This window comes from Serratia sp. NGAS9 (genome assembly GCF_009905295.1).
Taxonomy (GTDB): domain Bacteria; phylum Pseudomonadota; class Gammaproteobacteria; order Enterobacterales; family Enterobacteriaceae; genus Serratia; species Serratia bockelmannii.
Window position 1 is genome coordinate 1 of sequence record NZ_CP047605.1, and the last position, 22,870, is coordinate 22,870.

Annotated in this window: 22 protein-coding genes; 11 read left to right on the plus strand and 11 right to left on the minus strand. The window is 60.6% G+C overall.

From position 1 onward, the window contains the following. The 5 genes from dnaA (at nt 1) to yidA (ending at nt 7,005) form a co-directional block, all read left to right on the plus strand. A complete protein-coding gene (gene dnaA, locus GUC32_RS00005) occupies nt 1-1,395 on the plus strand; it encodes a chromosomal replication initiator protein DnaA (protein WP_071826153.1) in 1,395 nt (464 codons plus the stop codon). A 4-nt stretch (nt 1,396-1,399) separates the two neighbouring features. After that, nucleotides 1,400-2,500, plus strand: coding sequence for a DNA polymerase III subunit beta (dnaN, locus tag GUC32_RS00010; RefSeq protein WP_004933892.1), 1,101 nt, complete (start codon nt 1,400-1,402; stop codon nt 2,498-2,500). A 45-nt stretch (nt 2,501-2,545) separates the two neighbouring features. Beyond that, nucleotides 2,546-3,631, plus strand: a complete 1,086-nt coding sequence (recF, locus tag GUC32_RS00015) for a DNA replication/repair protein RecF (protein ID WP_025304758.1) — start codon at nt 2,546-2,548, stop codon at nt 3,629-3,631. 18 nt (nt 3,632-3,649) lie between these two features. Further along, entirely contained in the window at nt 3,650-6,064 is a 2,415-nt protein-coding gene (gene gyrB / locus GUC32_RS00020) for a DNA topoisomerase (ATP-hydrolyzing) subunit B (protein WP_025304759.1), read from the plus strand. Between the two features lie 125 nt (nt 6,065-6,189). Beyond that, nucleotides 6,190-7,005, plus strand: coding sequence for a sugar-phosphatase (gene yidA / locus GUC32_RS00025; protein WP_025304760.1), 816 nt, complete (start codon nt 6,190-6,192; stop codon nt 7,003-7,005). A 26-nt stretch (nt 7,006-7,031) separates the two neighbouring features. Here the strand turns inward: yidA and GUC32_RS00030 are convergent, their stop codons facing one another. Both GUC32_RS00030 and GUC32_RS00035 read right to left on the minus strand, forming a co-directional pair. Beyond that, entirely contained in the window at nt 7,032-7,973 is a 942-nt protein-coding gene (locus tag GUC32_RS00030; RefSeq protein ID WP_369435478.1) for an ornithine cyclodeaminase family protein, read from the minus strand. Next, nucleotides 7,960-8,928: a threonine/serine dehydratase gene (locus GUC32_RS00035; protein ID WP_369435479.1), complete on the minus strand. Its 969-nt coding sequence runs from the start codon at nt 8,926-8,928 to the stop codon at nt 7,960-7,962. The genes GUC32_RS00030 and GUC32_RS00035 overlap by 14 nt, the downstream gene beginning before the upstream one ends. 36 nt (nt 8,929-8,964) lie before the next feature. Between GUC32_RS00035 and GUC32_RS00040 the strand changes: the two genes are divergently transcribed. Together GUC32_RS00040 and GUC32_RS00045 are read left to right on the plus strand one after the other, a co-directional pair. Beyond that, on the plus strand, nt 8,965-9,366 hold the full coding sequence (locus GUC32_RS00040; protein WP_152692847.1) for a hypothetical protein: 402 nt from the start codon (nt 8,965-8,967) through the stop codon (nt 9,364-9,366). A 38-nt stretch (nt 9,367-9,404) separates the two neighbouring features. Continuing rightward, nucleotides 9,405-10,685, plus strand: coding sequence for a DUF3748 domain-containing protein (locus tag GUC32_RS00045; protein WP_043140737.1), 1,281 nt, complete (start codon nt 9,405-9,407; stop codon nt 10,683-10,685). Nucleotides 10,686-10,715: 30 nt separating this feature from the next. Here GUC32_RS00045 and GUC32_RS00050 read toward each other — a convergent pair whose 3' ends face one another. After that, nucleotides 10,716-11,063, minus strand: coding sequence for a YceK/YidQ family lipoprotein (locus GUC32_RS00050; protein ID WP_016929593.1), 348 nt, complete (start codon nt 11,061-11,063; stop codon nt 10,716-10,718). 309 nt (nt 11,064-11,372) lie between these two features. Here GUC32_RS00050 and ibpA point away from each other — a divergent pair, with 309 nt between their 5' ends. The 3 genes from ibpA (at nt 11,373) to GUC32_RS00065 (ending at nt 14,147) form a co-directional block, all read left to right on the plus strand. Further along, nucleotides 11,373-11,786, plus strand: a complete 414-nt coding sequence (ibpA, locus tag GUC32_RS00055; RefSeq protein WP_004933919.1) for a small heat shock chaperone IbpA — start codon at nt 11,373-11,375, stop codon at nt 11,784-11,786. Between the two features lie 106 nt (nt 11,787-11,892). Then, the gene (ibpB, locus tag GUC32_RS00060; RefSeq protein WP_004933922.1) at nt 11,893-12,321 is read left to right on the plus strand and encodes a small heat shock chaperone IbpB; all 429 of its coding nucleotides are present in this window, start codon (nt 11,893-11,895) and stop codon (nt 12,319-12,321) included. Between the two features lie 167 nt (nt 12,322-12,488). Next, on the plus strand, nt 12,489-14,147 hold the full coding sequence (locus GUC32_RS00065; protein WP_089181468.1) for a putative transporter: 1,659 nt from the start codon (nt 12,489-12,491) through the stop codon (nt 14,145-14,147). A gap of 10 nt (nt 14,148-14,157) precedes the next feature. On the opposite strand, the gene GUC32_RS00070 is transcribed toward GUC32_RS00065, so the two are convergent. The 4 genes from GUC32_RS00070 to GUC32_RS00085 form a co-directional block, all read right to left on the minus strand. Then, complete coding sequence (locus GUC32_RS00070) at nt 14,158-14,538, minus strand: type II toxin-antitoxin system VapC family toxin (protein WP_025304766.1); 381 nt, start codon at nt 14,536-14,538, stop codon at nt 14,158-14,160. After that, on the minus strand, nt 14,538-14,759 hold the full coding sequence (locus tag GUC32_RS00075; RefSeq protein ID WP_025304767.1) for a ribbon-helix-helix domain-containing protein: 222 nt from the start codon (nt 14,757-14,759) through the stop codon (nt 14,538-14,540). Before GUC32_RS00075 ends, GUC32_RS00070 begins: the two co-directional genes overlap by 1 nt. A gap of 74 nt (nt 14,760-14,833) precedes the next feature. Then, on the minus strand, nt 14,834-16,084 hold the full coding sequence (locus GUC32_RS00080) for a valine--pyruvate transaminase (protein ID WP_049204660.1): 1,251 nt from the start codon (nt 16,082-16,084) through the stop codon (nt 14,834-14,836). A 135-nt stretch (nt 16,085-16,219) separates the two neighbouring features. Continuing rightward, complete coding sequence (locus GUC32_RS00085) at nt 16,220-18,283, minus strand: alpha-amylase (RefSeq protein ID WP_369435480.1); 2,064 nt, start codon at nt 18,281-18,283, stop codon at nt 16,220-16,222. Nucleotides 18,284-18,479: 196 nt separating this feature from the next. Between GUC32_RS00085 and GUC32_RS00090 the strand changes: the two genes are divergently transcribed. Beyond that, nucleotides 18,480-18,632 carry a hypothetical protein gene (locus GUC32_RS00090; RefSeq protein WP_162837931.1) on the plus strand — a complete coding sequence of 51 codons (153 nt, stop codon included), beginning with the start codon at nt 18,480-18,482 and terminating at the stop codon, nt 18,630-18,632. Nucleotide 18,633: 1 nt separating this feature from the next. Here the strand turns inward: GUC32_RS00090 and ghrB are convergent, their stop codons facing one another. The 4 genes from ghrB to GUC32_RS00110 all read right to left on the minus strand — a co-directional run bounded on the left by ghrB (nt 18,634) and on the right by GUC32_RS00110 (nt 22,820). Further along, complete coding sequence (ghrB, locus tag GUC32_RS00095) at nt 18,634-19,611, minus strand: glyoxylate/hydroxypyruvate reductase GhrB (RefSeq protein WP_049204664.1); 978 nt, start codon at nt 19,609-19,611, stop codon at nt 18,634-18,636. A 73-nt stretch (nt 19,612-19,684) separates the two neighbouring features. Next, nucleotides 19,685-20,953: an MFS transporter gene (locus tag GUC32_RS00100; protein WP_033639091.1), complete on the minus strand. Its 1,269-nt coding sequence runs from the start codon at nt 20,951-20,953 to the stop codon at nt 19,685-19,687. 141 nt (nt 20,954-21,094) lie between these two features. Then, nucleotides 21,095-22,060, minus strand: a complete 966-nt coding sequence (locus GUC32_RS00105) for a sugar kinase (RefSeq protein ID WP_025304772.1) — start codon at nt 22,058-22,060, stop codon at nt 21,095-21,097. Nucleotides 22,061-22,067: 7 nt separating this feature from the next. After that, nucleotides 22,068-22,820, minus strand: coding sequence for a sugar phosphate isomerase/epimerase (locus tag GUC32_RS00110; RefSeq protein ID WP_025304773.1), 753 nt, complete (start codon nt 22,818-22,820; stop codon nt 22,068-22,070). Nucleotides 22,821-22,870: the final 50 nt, after the last annotated feature.

The following is a 22,870-nucleotide window of genomic DNA, read 5'->3' on the forward strand; positions in this document are numbered from 1 at the left end:
GTGTCACTTTCGCTTTGGCAGCAGTGTCTTGCCCGATTGCAGGATGAGTTACCTGCCACAGAATTTAGTATGTGGATTCGCCCATTGCAGGCGGAACTGAGTGACAACACCCTGGCGCTGTACGCGCCTAACCGTTTTGTGCTGGATTGGGTTCGCGATAAGTACTTAAACAACATCAATGGTCTGCTGAATGATTTCTGCGGCACGGACGCGCCTTTGCTGCGTTTTGAAGTCGGCAGCAAGCCGATCACGCAGGTGATCAGCCAGACCGTGACCGCCAGCGTCAGCAGCGCCCCTGCGGCCCCGGCGGCGCGTACGGCTGCACCTTTGCGCCCGAGCTGGGACAACGCGGCGGCGCAGCCCGAGCTCTCTTACCGCTCCAACGTCAACCCCAAACACACCTTCGACAACTTCGTCGAGGGTAAGTCCAACCAGCTGGCGCGCGCGGCGGCTCGCCAGGTGGCGGACAATCCGGGCGGCGCCTACAACCCTTTGTTCCTGTATGGCGGTACCGGCCTGGGTAAAACTCACCTGCTGCACGCGGTCGGCAACGGCATCATGGCGCGCAAGGCCAACGCCAAAGTGGTCTACATGCACTCAGAACGCTTCGTGCAGGACATGGTCAAAGCGTTGCAAAATAATGCCATCGAAGAGTTTAAGCGCTACTACCGTTCGGTCGACGCCTTACTTATCGATGACATCCAATTTTTCGCCAACAAGGAGCGTTCGCAGGAAGAGTTCTTCCATACCTTTAACGCCCTGTTGGAAGGCAATCAGCAGATCATCCTGACCTCGGATCGCTACCCTAAAGAGATCAACGGGGTGGAAGATCGCTTGAAGTCCCGCTTCGGTTGGGGGCTGACGGTGGCGATCGAGCCGCCGGAGCTGGAAACCCGCGTGGCGATCCTGATGAAAAAGGCCGACGAAAACGACATTCGCCTGCCGGGCGAAGTGGCGTTCTTCATCGCCAAGCGCCTGCGTTCCAACGTGCGTGAGCTCGAAGGGGCATTGAACCGCGTGATCGCCAACGCCAACTTTACCGGCCGGGCTATCACCATTGATTTCGTGCGCGAAGCGCTGCGCGATCTGCTGGCGCTGCAGGAAAAGCTGGTCACCATCGACAATATCCAAAAGACGGTGGCGGAGTATTACAAGATTAAAGTCGCGGATTTGCTGTCCAAGCGGCGTTCGCGATCCGTTGCCCGCCCGCGCCAGATGGCGATGGCGCTGGCGAAGGAACTCACCAACCACAGTCTGCCGGAAATCGGCGATGCGTTTGGTGGCCGCGACCATACCACGGTGTTGCACGCCTGCCGGAAGATCGAGCAGCTGCGTGAGGAAAGTCACGACATCAAAGAAGATTTCTCCAATTTAATCAGAACATTATCTTCATAGCACTATGAAATTTATCGTTGAACGTGAGCATCTGCTAAAACCGCTGCAACAGGTGAGCAGCCCGCTGGGCGGCCGCCCGACCTTGCCGATCCTGGGCAACCTGCTGTTGCAGGTGACGGAAGGCTCCCTGCTGCTGACCGGCACCGATCTGGAGATGGAGATGGTGGCGCGCGTCGCCCTGTCCCAACCGCATGAGCCGGGCGCGACCACCGTGCCTGCGCGCAAATTCTTTGATATCTGCCGTGGCCTGCCGGAAGGGGCGGAGATCGCCGTCACGCTGGAGAGCGAGCGCATGCTGGTGCGATCCGGCCGCAGCCGTTTCTCACTGTCTACGCTGCCCGCGGCGGACTTTCCGAACCTGGACGACTGGCAGAGCGAGGTGGAGTTCACCTTGCCGCAGGCGACGCTGAAGCGCCTGATCGAAGCTACCCAGTTCTCGATGGCCCATCAGGACGTGCGTTACTACCTGAACGGCATGCTGTTTGAAACCGAAGGCGAAGAGCTGCGCACCGTCGCGACCGACGGCCACCGCCTGGCGGTGTGCTCGATGCCAATCGGCCAGCAGCTGCCGTCGCATTCGGTGATCGTGCCGCGTAAAGGGGTGATGGAGCTGGTGCGCCTGCTGGACGGCGGCGATTCGCTGCTGCAGTTGCAGATCGGCAGCAACAACATCCGCGCCCACGTCGGCGATTTCATCTTCACGTCCAAGCTGGTTGACGGCCGTTTCCCGGACTATCGTCGCGTCTTGCCGAAGAACCCGGATAAAACGCTGGAAGCCGGCTGCGATCTGCTCAAGCAGGCGTTTGCCCGCGCGGCCATTCTCTCGAACGAGAAATTCCGCGGCGTGCGGCTGTACGTCAGCCAGAACCAGCTGAAGATCACCGCCAACAACCCGGAGCAGGAAGAGGCGGAAGAGATCCTCGACGTCAGCTACGACGGCGCGGAGATGGAGATCGGTTTCAACGTCAGCTACGTGCTGGACGTGTTGAACGCGCTCAAGTGTGAAGACGTGCGCCTGCTGTTGACCGACTCGGTCTCCAGCGTGCAGATCGAAGACGGCGCCAGCCAGGCGGCGGCCTACGTTGTCATGCCAATGCGGTTGTAGTCTCGTTACCTTGAATTACAGCACCGTCATCGGTAAAGAGATTGCATGGCTCTGACGCGTTTATTGATTAAAGACTTCCGCAATATCGAGGCGGCGGATTTGGCGCTAGCGCCGGGATTCAACTTCCTGGTTGGCGCCAACGGCAGCGGCAAGACCAGCGTGCTGGAAGCGGTGTATACGCTCGGCCACGGCCGTGCCTTTCGCAGCCTGCAGGCTGGTCGGGTGATTCGCCACGACCAACCGGAGTTCGTGTTGCATGGCCGCATCGAAGGTGCGGAGCGCGAGCTGTCGGTAGGATTGAGTAAGAGCCGTCAGGGTGACAGCAAAGTACGCATCGATGGCAGCGACGGCCACAAGGTGGCCGAGCTGGCGCAGCTGCTGCCCATGCAGCTGATCACCCCCGAAGGTTTTACCCTGCTGAACGGCGGGCCGAAATTCCGGCGCGCCTTCCTGGACTGGGGCTGTTTTCATAACGAACCCGGTTTTTTCACCGCCTGGAGCAACCTGAAACGGTTACTGAAGCAGCGCAATGCCGCGCTGCGCCAGGTGAGTCGCTATGCGCAGATCCGCGCTTGGGATCAGGAACTGATCCCGCTCGCGGAGCGCATCAGCGAATGGCGGGCGGAATACAGCGACGCGATCGCCGCGGATATCACCGCGACCTGTGCGCAGTTTCTGCCTGAATTCGGCCTGAGCTTCTCCTTCCAACGCGGCTGGGACAAAGAGAGCGACTACGGCGAGCTGCTGGAGCGCCAGTTTGAGCGCGACAGGGCGTTGACCTATACCGCGGTGGGGCCGCATAAAGCGGACTTTCGCATTCGTGCCGACGGCACGCCGGTAGAGGATTTGTTATCGCGCGGTCAGCTTAAGCTGCTGATGTGCGCGTTGCGCTTGGCGCAGGGTGAGTTTCTCACCCGGCAGAGCGGGCGGCGTTGCCTGTATCTGATTGATGATTTTGCCTCCGAGCTGGACACCGGCCGTCGCCGGTTGCTGGCCGATCGCCTGAAAGCCACCCAGGCCCAGGTTTTTGTCAGCGCAGTCAGCGCTGAACAAGTGACCGACATGGCCGGTGAAAAGGGCAAGATGTTCCGCGTGGAACAGGGTAAAATAGAGGTTCAACCACAGGACTAAAATGAGCGAGAAACGTTGATGTCGAATTCTTATGACTCCTCAAGTATCAAGGTATTAAAAGGGCTGGATGCGGTGCGCAAGCGCCCGGGCATGTATATCGGCGATACCGATGACGGCACCGGTCTGCACCACATGGTATTCGAGGTTGTGGACAACGCTATCGACGAAGCGCTCGCGGGCCACTGTAGTGACATTCAGGTCACCATCCATGCCGACAACTCGGTATCGGTGCAGGATGACGGCCGCGGCATTCCGACCGGCATTCACCCTGAAGAAGGGGTTTCAGCCGCAGAGGTCATCATGACCGTGCTGCACGCCGGCGGTAAATTCGACGACAACTCCTATAAAGTTTCCGGCGGCCTGCACGGCGTGGGCGTCTCGGTGGTTAACGCCCTGTCGGAGAAACTGGAGCTGGTGATCCGCCGCGAAGGCAAAGTGCACGAACAAACTTACAGCCACGGCGAGCCGCAGGCGCCGCTGAACGTGGTGGGCGAAACCGAGCAGACCGGCACCATGGTGCGCTTCTGGCCGAGCCACCAGACCTTCACCAATGTGACCGAATTCGAGTATGACATTCTGGCCAAGCGTCTGCGCGAGCTGTCCTTCCTCAACTCCGGCGTGTCTATCCGCCTGAAGGACAAGCGTACCGACCGTGAAGACCACTTCCATTACGAAGGCGGCATCAAGGCGTTTGTCGAGTACCTGAACAAGAACAAAACCCCGATCCACCCGAACGTGTTCTACTTCTCGACCGTGAAAGACGACATCGGCGTGGAAGTGGCGCTGCAGTGGAACGACGGTTTCCAGGAAAACATCTACTGCTTCACCAACAACATCCCGCAGCGCGACGGCGGTACGCACCTGGTCGGTTTCCGTACCGCGATGACCCGTACGCTGAACAGCTACATGGAGAAGGAAGGCTACAGCAAGAAGGCCAAGGTCAGCGCCACCGGCGATGACGCACGTGAAGGCCTGATCGCCGTGGTCTCGGTGAAGGTGCCGGATCCGAAGTTCTCTTCTCAGACCAAGGACAAGCTGGTCTCTTCCGAGGTGAAAACCGCGGTTGAAACGCTGATGAACGAGAAGCTGGTGGATTACCTGATGGAGAATCCAGGCGATGCGAAAATCGTGGTCGGCAAAATCATCGACGCGGCGCGCGCGCGCGAAGCGGCGCGTAAAGCGCGTGAGATGACCCGCCGCAAAGGCGCACTGGATCTGGCCGGCCTGCCGGGCAAGCTGGCGGACTGCCAGGAACGCGACCCGGCGTTGTCCGAACTGTACCTGGTGGAAGGGGACTCCGCGGGCGGCTCTGCCAAGCAGGGGCGCAACCGCAAGAACCAGGCTATCTTGCCGCTGAAGGGGAAAATCCTCAACGTCGAGAAAGCGCGTTTCGACAAAATGCTCTCCTCGCAGGAAGTGGCGACGCTGATCACCGCGCTGGGTTGCGGCATCGGCCGCGACGAGTACAGCCCGGACAAGCTGCGTTATCACAGCATCATTATCATGACCGATGCCGACGTCGACGGTTCGCACATCCGTACGCTGCTGTTGACCTTCTTCTATCGCCAGATGCCGGAAATCATCGAGCGTGGCCACGTGTTCATCGCACAGCCGCCGCTGTACAAGGTGAAGAAAGGTAAGCAAGAGCAGTACATCAAAGATGACGAGGCGATGGATCAGTACCAGATCGCTATTGCGATGGACGGCGCTACGCTGCACACCAATGCCAGCGCACCGGCGCTGGGTGGCGAACAGCTGGAAAAACTGGTGGCTGAGCACTATGGCGTGCAGAAGCTGATCGGCCGCATGGAGCGCCGCTACCCGCGCGCGCTGTTGAACAGCCTGATCTATCAGCCGACGCTGAACGAAGGCGATCTCAGCGATGAAGCCAAGGTGAAAACCTGGATTGCTTCGCTGGTGCAGGCGCTGAACGACAAAGAGCAGCACGGCAGCAGCTATGACTTCGTTATCTTCGAGAACCGCGAGCGCCAGATGTTCGAGCCGGCGCTGCGCATCCGCACCCACGGCGTGGATACCGACTATAAGCTGGACTTCGACTTCATCCACGGCGGCGAATACCGCAAGATCTGTCAGCTGGGCGAGAAGCTGCGCGGGCTGGTCGAAGAGGGCGCGTTCATCGAGCGCGGCGAACGCCGTCAGCCGGTAGACAGCTTCGAGCAGGCGTTGGAGTGGCTGGTGAAAGAGTCGCGCCGCGGCCTGTCGGTGCAGCGTTATAAAGGTCTGGGCGAGATGAACCCGGAGCAGCTGTGGGAAACCACCATGGATCCTGAAAGCCGCCGTATGCTGCGCGTGACCGTCAAGGATGCCATCGCTGCCGATCAGCTGTTCACCACGCTGATGGGCGATGCGGTTGAACCGCGCCGCGCCTTTATCGAAGAAAACGCCCTGAAAGCGGCGAACATCGATATCTGATGCGTTAATGGCTGTGAAAATCCGCGCCGGGCGACCCGCGCGGATTTTTTTTGCGCCTTTTTTGGCGCTGACAGCCGAGGCTGAAACGCGTTAGCATGGGAAAAAACCACTGGGAGAAGCGTTGAATGGCTATTGAACTGATTGCGATCGACATGGACGGCACGTTGCTGGATCCGCAGCACCAAATCACGCCGGCGGTAAAGCAGGCTATCGCGGCGGCGCGGCGCAAAGGGGTGCACGTGGTGTTGGCCACCGGGCGGCCTTATGTCGGCGTGCAGGATTATCTGCGCCAGTTGGACATTCAGGGCCCCGGCGATTTCTGTATCACCTATAACGGCGCGCTGGTGCTGCGTGCGGTTGACGGCGCCTGCATTCTGCAAGAAACGCTGGGCTTTGAGGATTATCTGCACTTTGAGCAGATGGCGCGCGAGTTCGGCGTTCACTACCAGGCGTTTGATTTCGATACCCTGTATACCCCGAACAAGGATATCGGCAAGTACACCATACACGAGGCGGAAATGACCGGTATTCCGCTGAAATACCGCAGCGTGGAAGAGATGGATCGCCAGATGCGTTTCCCTAAAGTGATGATGATCGACGAGCCGGAGCTGTTGGACCGCGCTATCGCGCGCATCCCGGCGGAAACGCGCGAGCGTTATACCATCCTGAAAAGCGCGCCTTATTTCCTCGAGATCCTGCACAAGAACGTCGATAAGGGCGCCGGGGTGAGAATGCTGGCCGAGCATTTGGGCGTGGCGCGGGAAAACATCATGACGCTGGGGGATCAGGCCAACGATACGGCGATGATCGAATATGCCGGCGTCGGCGTAGCGATGGGCAACGCCATTCCCGAACTGAAAGCGGTGGCGCAGTTTGTCACCAGCGCCAATACAGAGGACGGCGTGGCGCGCGCTATCGAGAAGTTCGTGCTCAACGCCTGATAACGCGTGGGCGCTGCGGCGCCCCTTTATACTTTCGCCAACACCCCTTTGGCGATCTGCAGATCCTGAATCGCCAAGCCGGTGAGATCGGCGATGGTGATGTGCTGCGGCTCGCGTCGTACCCGCCCTCCCTGCGCCAAGACGGCGCCCATTTCGACGATTGGCGTTGAAATCAGCCTGTTTTGCCGATAAGCCGTCGCGATCTCGCCATAGTCCGCGCACTGCGTCAGGGCATCGACCAGCAGCGCGTCTGCGTTGGCCACCAAATCGGTCGCCAGTTCCTGCTTGCCGGGCGCGTCGGCGCCCACGGCGGTGAGGTGCGTGCCGGGCCGAATATCCGCCGCCTGCAATATCGGTTCGCGGCTGGGCGTGGTAGTCACGATCAGCCGACAGTGCGCTGCCAGTTCCGCCGCATTCTGCGTAACCCGCACCCGAAAACCCTCGGCTTCGGCATCGCGCCGATACGCCGCCAGCGTCTGTTCGTCTCGTCCCCACACCCATACGTCTCGGCAATCGGTCACCGGTTTCAGGCATTGCAGCTGCAGCCGCGCCTGCAGACCCGTGCCGACCATGCCGATCGCCTGAATATGCGGCGGCGCGCACAGCTCGGCGGCGATGCGGCCGGCCAGGGCGGTGCGCAACGCGGTCAGCCAACCTTCATCCTGCAGCAGCGCCTGCGGTTCGCCGGTCTGGGCGGAGAACGCCATCACCAGCCCCTGATTGCTCGGCAGGCCGTGTTCGGCGTTGCGATAGAAACCGGCGGAGATCTTGACCACGAACAGTTCGTCACCTTCCAGCCAGGCGGACTTGATGCAGCAGTCGCCGGCGGCACGCTCGAACAGGAAATGCTGCACCGGCGGTTGTTGCACTCGCTGTTGCGAGTAGGCGATAAAACCCTGCTTCAGCAGCGGCGTTATGGTCTCGGCGTCGAACGCGGCGAGGATTTGCTGCCGATTAAGGATGTGCATCGGCGATGGCCTTGAGGTATTTCTCCAGCACGATGTTCTTGCCGCACAGTACCACCGCCACCTTTTTACCCTGGTATTCCGGCGCCAGTTTGATCGCCGCCGCCAGCGCCACGCCGGCCGCGCCTTCGATAATCCAGCGATCGCTGGCGGCGATCCGGCGCATCGCGTGTTTGATCTCTGCCTCGCTAACCAGCACTTTGCGGTCGATCAGCTGTTGGCACAGCGGAAAGGTCACGGCGCCCGGCTCGACGCCGCCGGCGGTGCCGTCGGACAGGGTTTCTTGCTCTTCCACCGGGAAGATATGGCCCGCTTCCAACGCGCTGTACAGGCTGGTGGCGTTTTCCGGCCAGCAGGCGATAAGCTGCGTGTTCGGCGACATTTGCCGCAGAACGGTGCCGATGCCGGCGATATAGCCACCGCCGCCCACCGCCACGAACACCGCGTCCAGATCGGTGAGTTGTTCAACCAGCTCCATGCCGCAGGTGCCCTGGCCGGCGATCACCTGCTCGTCGTTATACGGCGAGATATAGGTTTTTCCCTGTTCGCGTGCGGCCTGTTCCCCCGCCAGTTCGGCGTTCAGCGCATCGCCCGGCACCAATTCCACGGTGCCGCCCAGTGCACGAATGGTGTCGAGCTTGATGCTCGCGGCCGTCTCTGGCGCATAAACCGTGACGCCAACCCCCATCAGGTACCCCGCCAGGGCGACCGCTTGGCCGTGGTTGCCGGTTGAGGCGGCGATCACGCCGCGCCGGCGTTGCTCGTTATCCAGCAGCCGCAGCTTGTTGCTGGCGCCGCGAAATTTAAAGGAGCCGGTGTGCTGCAGATGATCGCATTTCAAATACAGCTCGCAGCCCAATTGCTGAGAAAGCAGTACGCTGCGCTCCAATGGCGTGACCCGAACCTGAGGGCGCAGTTGCTGATGGGCAAAAACAATGGCATCGAAGAGGGGATTCATACCGGCTCCAGAATATTTTGGACTTAAAAATCCATATTGTACTTTTTTGTATTGATTGTAAACCCTGCCATCCGACCGGCGGGTAAGCCGGCCAGCAAACGGCAATGGCCGGAGAAGAGCAGCGGGTTGGCGGTGAAAGTAATCATTAATCTGTCGTTTAGCGACACGATTTTTTATTTATTTGCGTTAAGAAAGGCGCTGCCGCTGAATTATTTTGATCAAGTAAATGAGAATGAAAAAATAGCGCTCGCGGCATCTGCCTATACGGCATGGGCACCGCTGAGTTTCGCTGCCTGGAATACGGCCGCCTACCCGGGCGTTTATTTCCTGCCGGCGCCGCCGAGCGGCTTAAATGATAAGACGCTGAAAAATAATTGCGCCAAAATGCCCCCGAGCGCCTCTCGCTGGCCATATGAAACGCTGCCGCCGATCCGGTAAGATGGCCGTTCAGTGCCAGCATGCGCAGGAGAGCCGCCATGAGCCATCGGGAAAAACAACTGACTTTCGACCCACGCGGGCATCAGTTAACCAATATCAACGTCTGGACGCCGGATAGCCAATGGCTGGCTTATGACGTGCGCCCGCGCGGCGCCTCTTTCACCGGCCTTAGCATCGAGCGGGTCAACGTCACCAGCGGCGCGGTGGAGGTGGTTTATCGCGCCCAGCACGGTGCCCACGTCGGCGTGGTTACGGTCAGCCCCGATGCGCCGGCGCGCTACGTCTTCATCCACGGCCCGGAACATCCGGACAGCGCCTGGCAGTATGATTTTCACCACCGCCGCGGGGTGATCGTCAGCGAACCGGATCGCGAGTTGGCCATTACCCTCGACGCGCTGGATATCACGGCGCCCTACACGCCCGGTGCGCTGCGCGGCGGCAGCCATGTGCACGTTTTCAGCCCGGACGGCAGCCGCCTCAGCTTTACCTACAACGATCACGTGATGCATGAATGCGATCCGGCGCGCGATCTGCGCAACGTCGGCGTGGCTGTGCCGCTGCACGGGGTCAATCCGCCGAAACAGCATCCCCGTGAATATGACGGCAGCCACTATTGCGTGCTGGTCAGCGAGACCGTGCCGCAGCCGCAGCCGGGCAGCGATCAGATCAATCGCGCCTACGAAGAGGGCTGGATTGGCCGCGAAGGTTACCGTAAGGCCGACGGCAGCCGGCAGCGCTGGGCGCTGGCGTTCATTGGCGATACGTTGTCCGCCGCCGGAGAGAAACTGCCGGAGGTGTTTATTGTCGACCTGCCGGAGAACGACGCCGATTACGCCAGGGCGGGCGCTTTGCCGCTGCAGGGGACGGAAAGCGAGCTGCCGGCGCCGCCGCTTGGCGTCAGGCAGCGGCGGGTAACCTTTACCGGGGAGCGTCGTTTTCCGGGCGTCGCCGGTGCGCCGCGCCATTGGCTGCGCAGCTCGCCGGACGGCAGCCAAATCGCATTTTTGATGAAGGATGACGGCGGCGTGGTACAGCTGTGGACGGTGTCGCCGAACGGCGGTGAGCCGCGCCAGGTCAGCCGCGCCGAGCATGACATCCAGTCGGCGTTCAGCTGGCACCCGCAGGGCGGGGCGATAGCCCTGGTGTGTGACAACAGCGTGATGCTGTGTGAGGTCGCCAGCGGCCGCCTGCAGCGTTTAACGCAGCGCAGCCTGCAGCCGCCGTCGGGAGATGCCGTGGTGTTTTCGCCGGATGGCAAGAAAGTGGCGTTTATGCGCGAGATTGCCGGATTCAACCAGATCTTTGTGGTTGAGGCGTAAGGCGGGCCTGATGGCCCGCTGCGTGCGTGATTAGTGTGTGGCGGTGCTGTCGTTGCCTTCGCCGGGGTTGCCGGTTGCCGCCAGATTCTGCTGCTCGCTGCGCAGGATGCGCGCTTTTGGCGAGTCTGCGGTGGCGTCATTGCCTGAACGCAGATAGTCGTAAGGCAGCAGCACGGTATCCATTACTGCGGAGAACGGGAGATCCAGCGCCACCAGCGGCATCATCGCCCAGCTGGTGTTGTCGTCCTTCAGCATGTCCACGCTGGCGCGGGTGCCGGGATAGTAACCCTGATTCGGGCCGGTATGGCTCATCACGCTGGAGCAACCGCTGGTCGCCAACAACATGCAGCCCGTCGCTATCGCTTTCATCGTCGTCATTAATCCATCCTGCAGGGTTGCTGTGCCCCTAAATTAAGCTGATTTATAACATCCTGTTGCTGCTTTAAAAGAAGCAAAATCCCGCTCTGTGGCGGCTCTCTCACTTTAGTGTAAGTGGTAAAAAAACTTTCACCTAACCGAAAAGCGCTTTTTTTGATCCTCGCCCGTTGAATTGATGAAATCAACCCCCATTTTATCATCAGAGCCGGATTGAGAATTTGCCGTAAGGGAATTCTGGCTTAATTAGCCTGTCCAGAATGGAAGGCGTATTTATTTCAACCTCGCTGAAGTGCCTTAGGAGGCTGTTTTATGCGTAATTTCGATCTTTCTCCGCTATACCGTTCCGCCATTGGTTTCGATCGCCTGTTCAACGCGCTGGAGGCCGGCCAGAGCCAGGGCAACGGCGGTTATCCCCCTTATAATGTCGAGCTGGTGGACGAAAATCATTATCGCATCGCCATTGCGGTAGCCGGGTTTGCCGAGCAGGAGCTGGAGATCACCACGCAAGATAATCTGCTGATCGTGCGCGGTGCGCACAATAACGAACCGGCAGAAAAAACCTATTTATATCAGGGCATCGCTGAGCGTAATTTCGAGCGTAAATTCCAGCTGGCTGAACATATTCAAATTAAAGGCGCCAAACTGGAAAACGGCCTGCTGTATATCGATATGCAGCGCATCGTGCCGGAAACATTAAAACCGCGCCGTATCGAAATTAAATAATTCCCTTTTCGCCGGCAGGAACGCTGTCGGCAAATATGCAGTAACAATCCGCCTGCCGTCAGGGGGCTGAATAAACACATCTCGCTTAATGAAAGGAGTTGTTCCTATGCGTAATTACGATCTATCCCCGCTTCTGCGTCAATGGATTGGTTTTGATAAATTGGCCAGTTCAATGGGCGGCCAGGAACCCCAGGGGTTCCCGCCGTATAACATCGAGAAAAGCGATGACAATCACTACCGTATTTCTCTGGCGCTGGCCGGTTTCCGGCAGAGCGAACTGAATATCGAAGTGGAAGGGCCGCGGCTGACCGTCAGCGGTAAACCCACGCCGCCGGAAAAACAGGTCGAGTACCTGCATCAGGGGCTGGTGTGCAAAGAGTTCCAGTTGACCTTTACCCTGGCGGAACATCTGCAGGTGTCCGAGGCCAAATTTGAAAATGGCCTGCTGCACATCGATCTGGTGCGTCAGGTGCCGGAAGCCTTACAGCCGCAGCGCATCGCCATCGGTGCGACGCCGGAGCTGGAAGCCAAATAACCGACTGAAAAACGGTCATCATCATGCGGGGGAGATCCAGACGGATCTCCCCCGTTGCGTTATGTGGCGCACGCCACAGTCCCCCCGACAGTCCGATGTCATAATCCTTATTAATTGTGTGTCTTTGGCCGCAAATTCCCTCTTCAATTTTGGCAAGGATGTGACCTATGAGCGATATCGCCCTGACCGTCAGCATGTTGGCGCTGGCGGCCGTCATTGGGCTGTGGATGGGGAACTGGAAACTGTACGGCGTCGGGCTGGGCATCGGCGGCGTGCTGTTCGGCGGCATTCTGGTCGGCCACTTTGCCCAGAGCGGGCAAATCAGCCTGAATGGTGACATGCTGCACTTTATCCAGGAGTTTGGCCTGATCCTGTTCGTTTACACCATCGGCATCCAGGTCGGTCCCGGTTTCTTCTCTTCGCTGCGCGTCTCTGGTCTGCGCCTCAACGCCTTCGCGGTGCTGCTGGTACTGACCGGCGGCGCAGTGGCGGCGGCGGTGCACAAGCTGTTCGACGTGCCGCTGCCGATCATCCTCGGCGTGTTCTCCGGCGCGGTCACCAACACCCCGGCGCTGGGCGCCGGTCAACAAATCCTGACCGATCTCGGTTCCGATCCGGCGTTGGTGGACGGCATGGGGATGGGCTACGCCATGGCCTACCCGTTCGGCATTTGCGGCATCTTGCTGGTGATGTGGCTGATCCGATTGGTTTTCCGCATCAACATCGAGCGCGAGGCGCAGGCGTTTGAAAACAGCCTGGGCAATCAGCGTGAGCTGCTGCACGCCATCAACGTGGCGGTGCGCAATCCCAACCTGCAGGGCATGGCGATTAAGCAGGTGCCGTTGCTCAACGGTGAAGCGATCGTCTGTTCGCGCCTCAAGCGCGGAGAGCTGCTGATGGTGCCGGCGCCGCACGAGCGGCTGGAACTTGGCGACTACCTGCATCTGGTGGGCAAGCGTGAAGATCTGGAGAACGCCCGGCTGGTGATAGGCGAAGAGGTGGACGCCTCGCTGTCGACGCGCGGCACCGCGCTGCAGGTGGTGAGGGCAGTGGTGACCAACGAGCAGGTGCTGGGCAAGAAAATCCGCGATCTGAACCTGAAGCAGAAGTATGACGTGGTAATTTCACGCCTCAACCGCGCCGGCGTCGAGCTGGTGGCCGGCAGCAACGTGACGCTGCAGTTTGGCGACATTCTCAACCTGGTCGGCCGGCCGGAGGCCATCGACGCGGTGACGGCAATCGTCGGCAACGCCCAACAAAAACTGCAGCAGGTGCAGATGCTGCCGGTCTTTATCGGCATCGGTCTCGGGGTGCTGCTGGGCTCCATTCCGCTGTTCGTGCCCGGCTTTCCGGCGGCATTGCGGCTGGGGCTGGCTGGCGGGCCGTTGGTGGCGGCGCTGATCCTGGGGCGCATCGGCAGTCTCGGCAAGCTGTATTGGTTTATGCCGCCGAGCGCCAACCTGGCGCTGCGCGAACTGGGCATCGTGCTGTTTCTGGCGGTGGTCGGTTTGAAATCGGGCGGCAATTTTATCGATACGTTGCTGCACGGCGAGGGGCTGACATGGATTGGTTATGGCGCGTTAATCACCGCCATTCCGCTGCTGAGCGTCGGTATTCTGGCACGCACGGTGGGCAAGATGAACTACCTGACGCTGTCCGGCATGCTGGCGGGATCGATGACCGATCCGCCGGCGCTGGCCTTCGCCAACGGTCTGCATCCCACCAGCGGCGCCGCCGCGCTGTCTTACGCCACCGTGTATCCGTTGGCGATGTTCCTGCGCATCATGTCGCCGCAGCTGCTGGCGGTGCTGTTCTGGACGCTGTAGTGCGGATCGTCTACAGCCGATAAGGCATCAACACGCCATTGTCAGTGCCGAAATCTTTGGGGTTGCGGGAGATGAGCATCCGGAATCCCACCTGCGCTGTGGCCCAGATAATGGCGTCTGGCAGTTTCACATGCTGTGAGTGGCGCAGTTCTACGGCGCGTTCAGCGACTTCATCGGTAATAGGCAGCAGCAGAAATTGCCCTAAAAACTGACGTGTTTTCAGCTCCAGTGCCGGACCCTGTTTTTTAGCACCTACCATCACTTCCATCCAGGTGATGGCGCTGATGGCCGGATTGATGTGATACTCGACCAGAACGTCCCTGGCTTGAGGAATGCCGTTGAGATAATCGATCAGGATATTGGTGTCGAATAACGCCCGTTGAGCCACCATTATTCCCACTCCTCGCGCTGACGATTTTCGTACTCCACGCCATCTCCCATCGCCCCGGACCAGAGCCCGAAAGCGTTGCTGGGATCTTCCACGTGGTTCTCCGTCAGATAGCGGGAGACTGCTTGACGAATGATCTCGGCCCGCGGAACGTGGCGGATATTTTTCAGATTATCGAGCTGCCGCAGGTCTTCTTCAGGTAAATCGATCACGATGCGAGTCATCGTTGGCCCTCCAAAAAAAGATATACGATATATGCATCGTATATCTTTGTCGGTCAATTTTCAATCAGTCGGCGTTAGCCTTTCTGATGTGCGCGCTCGATCTCTTCCGCCAGAATAGCCACGCCGCGCTCGATTTTCTCCGGATCGGGCACGTAGTTCATGCGCATGCACTGGTGGGTGTGCGGCCATTCGTGCTCCAACCCCGGGAAGAAGTAGTGGCCCGGCACCATCAGCACGCCGCGCTTTTTCAGGCGCTGATACAGCACTTCGGTGGTGATCGGCAGATCCTTGAACCACAGCCAGAGGAAGATAGCACCTTCCGGTTTGTGGATCAGGCAGCGCTCCGGCGACAGGTAGCGGCGAATAATCTCGATGGTGTGCTCGACGCGCTGTTTGTAGAACGGGCGAATGACCTCGTTCGACAGGCGCAGCAGATCGCCGCGCGCGATCATTTCCGTCGCCATCGCCGGCCCCATGCTGCCTGGTGACAGGCTGATGATGCCGTTCATGTTGGTTAGCGCGGTGATCACCTTCTCGTCGGCGATCACGATGCCGCAGCGCGAGCCCGGCAGGCCGAGCTTGGAGAGGCTCATGCACAGGATGGTGTTCGGGTTCCACAGCGGCGTGGCGTCGCTGAAGATGATGCCGGGGAACGGCACGCCGTAGGCGTTGTCGATCACCAGCGGAATATCACGCTGCTGCGCCAGCAGGTCGAGCTTCATCAGCTCTTCGTCGGTGATCACGTTGCCGGTCGGGTTGGTCGGCCGTGAAACGCAGATCATGCCGATGTCATCGCCGATGGTGAGATGTTCGAAATCGACGTGATACTTGAACTGGCCGTCCGGCAGCAGCTCGATGTTCGGTTTGGCGGAGACGAACAGCCCTTCGTCCAGCCCGGCGTCGGCATAGCCGATATATTCCGGCGCCAATGGGAACAGCACGCGGCGGCGCGAACCGTCGGCGTAGCGGCCGGCGAACAGGTTGAACAAGTAGAAAAACGCGCTTTGGCTGCCGTTAGTCAGTGCAATATTCTGTGGCGAAATCTCCCAGCCGAGCTCGTCGCGCAGCAGATTGGCCAGCGCTTTCAGCAGCGCGTCCTTGCCTTGCGGGCCGTCGTAGTTGCACAGCGCCTCGGTCAGTTTGCCCTGGTCGAGCATCTCCTGGCACAGCTGTTTGAAGTAGGCTTCCATCTCTGGGATCTGCGCCGGATTGCCGCCGCCGAGCATGATGGCACCGGGGGTGCGCAGGCCTTCGTTCAGGTCGTCCATCAAACGGGTAATGCCCGCATAACGGGTAAATTTTTCGCCGAAAAGTGAGAAAGTCATAGGTGCAGCAGTACTGTTTCTTAGCAGGTAATCACCCACCATACCGCCAGACAAATCCCGCTGCAATGCGGCCGACAAATCGGCCAATGGGCACAAACTTCGCTCATTGGCCGATTAGCAGCATATTACGCTGGATTATTGTGACCGTTCGCCGGCCCACACCACCATCACCTTATCGTCGCCAAGCCGGCGGCTGAAGGCGTAATAGGCGGCGTGCGCCTGCGGGGTTTGCACGCCGCCGCCGATCGCCGGGTGGCGAGCGCGGAACTGCCCTAACCGTTGCCAGTGGGTCAGCAGCGGGGCTTTTTCTCCCTGCAGCTCACGCCAGTTCATGTCGGAGCGGGTACCCTGCAGCGGATCGGAACCGGTTGGGCCGAGCGGGCGGCCGCTTTCATCGCCGTAGTAAATCTGCACCGCGCCCGGCGCCAGCAACAGCAGGTTCGCCGCCCGCTGTTGGCGAGGCAGCGAGCCTTTGGCGTCGCTGGCGAAGAACAGCCGGGTGTCGTGTGAAGAGAGATAGCTCAGCACGTTGAAATCCTGCAGCCGCTCGGCCATCTGCCGGTAGGTGGCATCGATGTCGGCGAAGCAGCCCAATGCCTGCGACGCCTGGTCCTGGAAATCGAAGTTGATCATCGCGTCGAAGCCGTTTTGGTAATAGTCGCTTTTCATCACCCCGTGGCCCCAGGCCTCGCCAGTCATCCAAAACGGCGCATCATCCAACGCCTGCTGCGGATGCTCCGCTTTCCATGCCGCCAATGCCGCCGTGGCGCGCTGTTTCAACAGCGCCAGCGTCGGTTTTTCCACGTGCTTGGCGGTATCGACGCGAAAACCGTCGATGCCGTAATCGCGCACCCACTGGCTGAGCCAGGCGGTCAGGTAATCGCGGGGGGTGGCGCCGGGCATGTCGCGCGCGGCGGTGTCGGGTTTGTGGCGATAGAACAGCGGCAGGCCGCTGGCGCCGGGCGCTTCGGTTTTGATATCCGGCAGGAAGGCCAGTGACATCGTCAGATCGTCATAGCCCGGCGCGTCATAGTCGCCGATGTCGGTGCGGATCCAATTTTTCCCCCACCATGGGCGCCAGCCCGCCTTGTCGCTGAAGTTGATGTAATCGTTGAAGCTGTGCCAGTTTTGCCCTGGCCCGGGGCGCCAGTCGCTCCAGTTTTTCCCCAGGGTTTTCTCCACCTCTGCGCCTTGCAGATACAGCGAGCCGAAGTGGAACGTCTGCATATCCGCCAGCGTGGCGTAGCCGACGTGGTTCACCACCACGTCGAACAGAATGCGAATGCCGCGGCGATGCGCCTGCTCGACCAGCGTGCGCAGCTCCTGTTCGGTGCCCATGTTGGCGTCGAGGCGAGTCCAGTCCAGCGCGTAATAGCCGTGATAGGCGTAATGCGGGAAATCACCTTGGGTGCCGCCGCCGACCCAGCCGTGGATCTGCTCCAGCGGCGAGCTGATCCACAAGGTGTTGACGCCGAGCTGCTGCAGATAATCCAGCTTCTGCGTCAGGCCGGCCAGATCGCCGCCGTGAAAGGTGCCTATTTCCTGCAGGCCGTCGCTGCGGCGCCCGTAGCTGTGGTCATTGGCCGGATTGCCGTTCTCAAAGCGATCGGTCAGCACGAAGTAGACCGTGGCGTTATGCCAGCTGAACGCCGCCGGTTTCGCCGTGGCGGCGGATTCCAGCAGCAACAGGCCGCCGCTGGCGGGGGCGGGCTGCAGCGTGATTTTTCCCTGGCTCACCTGCGCCGTTTGGCCGGAATAGAAATCGCGCAGCGTTTCGCCTTCGGTGAAGGTGGAGGTGACGTCGACCGTGACCGGCTTACCGTCCCAGCGCGGGCAGCTGCGGACGGCAACGGCGGCGCTTTCCGGCGCGCTGCTCAGGCTGAGCTGCAGCGTCGGCGTGCCGCTGCGCGTATCGACGCGCACCTGATAGTCGCCGGCGCGGAACTGCCGCCAGCTGACCGGCGGGTTGGCGTCGCAGGGGTGCAGCGACAGCGTCTGGTTAAGTTTTACCGCCTCCGCCGGTTGCCAGCAGCGGTTATCCTGATACAGGCGCAGCGGCAGCTGGCCTTTGGGCAGCGTGGCCTGGCTGGTGAACAGCCCGGCGGCCGTTTCGTCGAAGGCCGGGAAACCCGGCAGTGTCCAGCTGGCCAGCGCCGAAGGCGACAGCAGCATCAATAAGGGCAGGGGTAACAGTTTCATGGCTCTCCTTACGCGCGGCAGGAAGCGTTTTTCTCGCAGGGTAGCGCCCAGTGTGGCAAACGACGGAAAAATGGCCTCCTCCCTGCGAGGGTTTTTCGAGGAGGAGAGGAAGGGCGGAGCGTTTTCGGATTGATTCGGCTTGGCTTTGTGCGCGCGCTGCGGCAGATTAAACGGTGAACATCAAAGGAGGTTAGCGATGACGGACAAAAACTGGCGAGAAGAGATCGTTCAGGCAATTCAGGATGCCGAATTGCAGCACTTCGCCGAAGAACATCAGCTGCAGGCGCTGTTCGCGCCGCAGCAGGAAGAGCAACACGGCCGGTTATCCTCAGACCACCGGCCGCGCTGAGTTATTTCCGCAACAGCTGCGGGTTGACGCAGTTTTCTTTCACCGTGCCGGTCAACGCGGCGATCAAATTATCCACCGCGCAGGCGGCCATGCCGTAGCGCGTTTCATGGGTGGCGGAGCCGATGTGCGGCAACGCCACCACGTTCGGCATGCTGAGCAGCGGCGAGTTGGCCGGCAGCGGCTCTTTCTCGAACACATCCAACCCGGCGGCGTGGATCACGCCGTTTTGCAGCGCTTCGATCAGCGCCTGCTCATCCACTACCGGCCCGCGGCCGGCGTTGATCAGAATGCCACTTTTCTTCATTTTCGCCAGCTGTTCGCGGCCGATCATGTGGAAGGTTTGTTCGGTCAGCGGCAGCGTGATGCAAACGAAATCCGACTCGGCCAGCAGGGTATCCAGATCGCAGCGACGGGCGTTGAAGCGTTGCTCCGCCTCTTCGTGCGTGCGGCGGGCGTTGTAGAGCACCGGCATGCCGAAGCCGAAGTGCGCGCGCTGCGCCAGCGCCAGGCCGATGCGGCCCATGCCGAGGATGCCGATGGTTTTGTGGTGCACGTCGACGCCGAACCAGTCCGGCCCGATGCTGCCGCGCCATTCGCCGGCCTTCACCCGCTCCGCCACTTCCACCACCCGGCGCGCGGTCGCCAGCACCAGGCTCATGATGGTGTCGGCGACGGTTTCGGTCAACACCGTCGGGGTGTGCATCAACAGCACGTTATGGGCGTTGAGCGCCTCGACGTCGAAGTTGTCGTAGCCGACGGAAACGGTCGAGGCCGCGCGCAGTTTGGGCGCCTGCTGCAGGAAGGCTTCGTCAATTTTACCGCCGGAACCGATGATCCCTTCGGCCTGCTGCAAAGCCTGGCGCAGTTCGTCGCGGTTCTCCGGCTGCAGGCCGTTGAAGGCGTGCACGGTGAAGTGCTGTTCCAGACGTTCAAGCAGATCGGCGGGCAGGCTTTTGTACAATACGATAGAAGGCTTCATCACGAACTCCAGCTGGGCCAAAGGGGGCATGGTGCCCCCCCGGTTGGGTTAACAGATAAAAAGTATAACTGGATCAAGCCAATTGCGGCTGGATCTCGTTGCGGGCGGGCTTGACGATCAGCGTCAGCACCACCGCCACCACCAGTGCGATGGCCATGAACATGTAGGAAGCCGCCGGGCTGCCGGTGGCGCCATTCAGATAGCCGACGAACCACGAACCGAAGAACGAACCCAGCGCGCCCATGCTGTTGATCAGCGCCATGGCGCCCCCGGCAACGTTTTTCGGCAGCATTTCCGGAATGATGGCGAAGAACGGCCCGTAGGGGGCGTACATCGCGGCGCCGGCGACCACCAGCAGGCCGTAGGAGATCCAGAAGTGGTTGGCGCCGACGGCGTAAGAACCGAAGAACGCCAGCGCGCCGATCAGCAGCAGCGGCCAGACGAACAGCTTGCGGTTTTGCATTTTGTCCGACGCCCAGGAGACCACGATCATGGCGATGGTTGCCGCCAGGTAAGGCACCGCCGACAGCCAGCCGGCTTCCACCATGCCCATCTGCATGCCGCTGCGCAGGATGGAAGGCAGCCACAGCACGAAGCCGTACACGCCGATGCTCCAGGCGAAGTACTGCACGCACAGCAGGATCACGTTGCGTGAGCGGAAAGCTTCGCCGTAGTTGCGCACGGCCTTGATGCCTTTTTGCTCTTCGTCCAGCTGCTGCTGCAGCGCCTGTTTCTCATCGGCGCTCAGCCAGCCGGCCTGCGCCGGTTTGTCTTTCGCCAGCACCCACCAGCAGAACGCCCAGATAACCGCCGGAATGCCCTCGATGATGAACATTTCACGCCAGCCGAAGGCGTGGATCAGGTAACCGGATACCACCGACATCCACAGCACCGTCACCGGGTTGCCGAGGATCAGGAAGGTATTGGCGCGTGACCGCTCCGATTTGGTGAACCAGTTGCTGATGTAGATCAGCATCGCCGGCATCACCGCCGCTTCCACCACGCCGAGGATAAAGCGGATGGCGGCCAGCATCGGAATATTGCTGACCACGCCGGTCAGCGAGGCGCAGCCGCCCCACAGGATCAGGCACCAGAAGATCAGTTTTTTGACGCTGCGACGTTCGGCGTAGATGGCGCCGGGAATTTGGAAGAAGAAATAACCGAGGAAAAACAGCGCGCCCAACAGCGAGGCCATGCCTTTGGTGATGCCGAGATCTTCATTGATGCCGGCGGCAGAGGCGAAGCTGAAGTTGGCGCGATCGAGATAGGCCAGGCTGTAGGTGATAAACACTATGGGCATGATGTACCACCAGCGTTTGGCCGCGACAGTCGCTTTGTTCATGTTCAGTATCCTTCAGTGGTGTTGCATCCCCTTCGCCCGGCACGCTGGGCGTGAAAGACGAAGGGGCAGATGCTCTCCCGACGCGTCCCGGTTGTAGGGCCAGAGGCTGACGTCATGCGGAGAAGTCGTTTTTTTTTATTGTTATTCGGCCAGCGCCGCACGGGTCGGCAGGCCTTCGCTGTCGCCGATGGCCTGGATCGCCAGCGAGCCGATTTTGTTGCCGCGCTGCACCGCCTGTATTAGCGTTTTGCCTTCCAGCAGGGCGCTGAGGGTGCCGACGGCAAAGCCGTCCCCGGCACCGACGGTATCCACTACGTTGTCGACCTTGACCGCGGCCACTGCCGCCTTATCGCCGGCGGCGGTTTTAAACCAGGCGCCGTCCGGGCCGGTTTTGATGATCACCGCCTGCACGCCGCGCTCCAGATAGAAATCGGCGATGCCTTCCGGCGTCGACTGGCCGGTGAGGATCTGTCCCTCTTTCAACCCCGGCAGAACCCAGTCGGCGGCGAACGCCAGCTGGTTCAGCTGCTCGATCATCACCTCGCGGCTGGGCCACAGCACCGGGCGCAGATTGGGATCGAACGAAATGGTTTTACCCATGGCACGCATCTCGCGCGCCGCATGGTGGCACAGCGCCAGCGACTCGCTGGACAGCGCTGCCGCCACGCCGCTCAGGTGCAGGTGGCGCGCGGAACCGAAATACTCGCGGTTGAAATCGGCAATCGACAGGTGGCTGGCCGCCGAGCCTTTACGGAAGTATTCCACGCTGGGATCGGTACCATCGGTGGTTTTGGATTTCACCTGAAAACCGGTGGGGTAGTGGCCGTCGACCGTCACCTGCCGGTAATTGATGCCTTCTTTTTTCAACTGCTGCAGGGTGAAGCGCCCGAACGAATCGTTGCCGACGCGGCTGACCCAGCCGACGTTCATACCCAGACGCGCCAGGCCGATCGCCACGTTCAGTTCGGCGCCGGCGATGCGTTTGGTGAAGGTTTCCACCTCCGCCAGATCGCCGGTTTGTGCCGCCACGAACATCGCCATGGCTTCACCCAGCGTGACCACATCCAGGGGCGCCTGCTGCGCCGTCGTTGCCGTTAACGTTGTCATCATGGGGTTACTCCGCACGCAAGATATTGACGTAATGGCGGGTGACGGCTTCCAGGTCATCGCCCTGCAACGGGAATTCGATACCGCGCGGCGCATCGTGCGGCAGGCGGGCCAACAGGTCGCGCCAGCTGCCGTCGGTCTCGTCCAGCGCGATGGCGCGCCAGCCGCGCGGGCCTTGGGTGGCGGCTTTGACGTGCACGTAACCGACGTGGCGGGCCAGGCGTTCGGCGGCGGCGAAGGCGTCTTGCCCCACCCACAGCCAGTTGGCCATATCGAAGGTCATGCTGACCGGCAGGTGGCTATCTTCCGCGGCGTGGAAAAAGGCGTTCAGCATCGACAAAATGCCGCAGTCCGGCGTTTGGTCGTTCTCGACCACCAGCTTGACCGGGTGTTGCTCCAGCGCCACTTTCAACTCGGTAAAATCAAAGCCGGGGCGGAAATGGCCGAGGGAGAGCTTCAGCTGGCGCGCGTTCAGCGCCTGCGCTTCCGCCAGCAGCGCCGACAGGTTGGGGTTCAGCGTATGTTGCGGTGTGAACAGCGCCTCAGGGGCGGAATAGACGGCGAACAGCTGCTGGCGATCGATCTCTTGCGCCAGCGCCGGCAGGCTGTCCAGTTCACCGGCGGTGAACAGTTCGCGGCGGATCTCCACTCCGTCGGCGCCCGCGCCGGCGATGATGGGCAACAGCGCGCGCTGGCCGCCGTGTTGTTTGACGGTATCGGTGCCGTAGGCGCCGGTGACCACGATGATTTCTGTTTTCATTTTGACTCCTGAGGCGGCATTGTCGCCGCCGCTGCTGTTACCGGTACGTT